This window comes from Frankia sp. CcWB2 (assembly GCF_977927585.1).
In genome coordinates, this window is record NZ_CDWRCM010000098.1 from 14,076 (window position 1) to 16,522 (window position 2,447).

Consider the following 2,447-nt stretch of genomic DNA (forward strand, 5'->3'; position numbering starts at 1 on the left):
CGTGGGCGGGCTCGTTGAGGGTGAGGCGCAGCGTGCGGTCCGCGTCGCGGAGCTCGACCACGTCAGGGCAGTCCCAGCGGCGCCGCCACCGGTCGAGTACCTGCCTCCACTGGCCAGGACCGGCCTGGCCGGGTGGGAAATCGTCGGGGGCAAGCCGCCACTGGGCCGGGGACAGGACGGTGCGCCGGTAGCGCACCCGTGGCAGGAACGGCAGTCGGACGCGCGGTCCCCAATCGAACTGGTACCAGGCGGCGGAGAACGCCCGTGGCAGGTGCGCCAGGAACCGGGCCAGCGGCGGGGGCTGTTTGTCCAGTGCGAGCGCGTGGAACACCTGCGGCTCAACCACTTGACGACGCGAGATGCTGACCAGGTGCAGCCGGTCGCGGGTCGCGGTGATGGCCAGGTCGTCCATCGTGAGCAGGCTGTCGTCGCCGGGCTGGCGGTGTTCGCCCAGCGGGAGCACGTGGTCGAGGTAGGCCGGGACGCGGCAGACGTTCTCCGCGTGCGGGTACAGCGGCCCGAAGGACATCTGCACCCGCAGCGCCCCGGCGGTGGCGGCGGGCAATGCCCGGTACGCCCGCGCCAGGCCGGACCCGGTGGCCGTCGGGGTGAACCGGCTGGTGAGGGTGCCGGCGGAGCGGGCGGGCGCGACGGTGAGCAGGAAGTCGCCCCGATCCAGCGATTGGGTGGTGGCGGCGTGGATGCGGGCGGACAACTCCATGTGCGGCGGGATGTACCGGTCGTCGAACGTTTCGCCGGTCAGCTCGCCGATCACGTCGTCGGTCAGGATGATCTCGCGGGTGCCGTCGGCCATCGCCTGCCAGGCCAGCACCAGCAGCCGCTCGTCGCGCTCGGAGATCCCCGGTGGCGGCGTGGGCAGCACGCTCCCGCGATACCCCACCGGATACCCCAGGCCGGCATCCGGGTCCAGCACCTCGGCCAGCGGCACCATCGTGCCCGTGCCGTACTTGTCGACGAAGGCAGAGTGGTAGTCACGCCAGGTTGCTTCGCCGGTCGGCTGCCGCGTCACGCGCAGCAGCGCGCTGGCGGCCCGCTCCATCTCCTGGGCGACCTGGTTGGGCAGCCGAACCGCGCAGTCGAGCAGCAGGTCCACCGCGAGCGGGGTGCGGCCATCCGGCGAGAGTTGCCTCATCCGGCGGGTGACTGTCGCGCGGATACGGCTCTGCTCGGCCCGCGTGGTCACCTCGTGATTGTGGTGGCGCAACTCGGCCAGGATGGTGTCGAGGTCACCAACCAGGGGCGCGATGTCCGAGATGGAGACGGCGTCGGCGTCGCGCAGCCGGTCCATGAGGTAGGCGAACGGGTCGGTGACGGTGAACGGGGCACGCAGGCTAGTCAGCAGGTAGCCCTGCTAGACGAGTTCGGTGAGCATGCCCCGCAGGGTGGGTCGGGAGGCGGTGAAGTCCTCGGCCAGCATGTCGATCAGCGCCCCGAACCGGACCGGCGTCGCCGCTAGGTCGTGGACGGCCGCGACCGCGCGGGTGTAGCGGATGGTCACCCTGTTCGGCCCTTGCGGTACTTCGAGTCGCCCGCCGCGGCGGACAGCGAGGTCGGTGACCACCACATCGAGCTGTTCCAGCAGTTCGGGGCACCGTTCGACCCGAGCGATGATGTCGGCCAGCCACCCGGTGTTGACACGAGCCACGCCCCGATGCTCCTCGCCCCAGTCCGCCTGGGCCGTCCTTCCCAAGACCACCGGCGCCACACCGGCGAACAGACCGAACGGGGTGGGGCGGCCGATGCTGCGCAACAGGTACCGCGCGGTGGACAGGGTGGCGCTGCGGATTTGCTTGTCGCTCACGACATGCCCGGCGCGGATGGCGTCGACGCCTTCCCCCAGGGACGGGCTGGCCTGGCGCACGGCACCGGCGAGATCGGGCCGGGACCACATCTCCTCCAGCCAACGCCGGCATCCGCCGATGTCGGTCAGGTCGGGCCAGGAGTCCACGGTGTCGGTCAGCGGAGTTGCTGCGGCCCGCAGCAACGCGACGTCGACGTGTCGGTAGAGCGGCTTTCTGTCGCTGGCACGCATCGGGTCCTCCAAGGGCTGTCGAGATCGGGCGAGTGGGGCAGCGCCGGGGCCGGAGGACGTCGCCCCCGGCCCCGGTGCCGCGCATCCGGGCAGCGGATCTCACACGCCGCCGGTGACGCACGCGGACGCGCAGGTGGGGTCACAGCCGTCGTCGGTGTTGCCCTTGCAACCGGCCAGCGGATGGCCGGGCGGAACGTCGGTGATGATCTGCACGTCGAGGGCGAACGGGTCCTCGGTGGCTGGGGGCGGCGTGGTCGGGGTCTCGGTGGCGAGGGTTGCGGTCATGGTGAACCTTTCGTTGTTGACGGGTGGATCTTCTTTAACCTGGCGGTGGAGGCATTGCGGGGCAAGGACTTCCAGGCCAGGAACCTGTTGCCTGCTCGTCCGGCGGGTC

Annotated in this window: 1 protein-coding gene and 1 pseudogene; both read right to left on the minus strand. The window is 71.1% G+C overall.

Going from position 1 to position 2,447, the window contains the following annotated elements; translation table 11 throughout:
* A pseudogene (locus tag ACY45C_RS12050) lies at positions 1 to 2,053 on the minus strand (lantibiotic dehydratase family protein); the annotation flags it as partial.
* A 99-nt stretch (positions 2,054 to 2,152) separates the two neighbouring features.
* On the minus strand, positions 2,153 to 2,447 hold a 295-nt coding region (locus ACY45C_RS12055), incomplete at its 5' end, for an FxLD family lanthipeptide (RefSeq protein WP_462187709.1).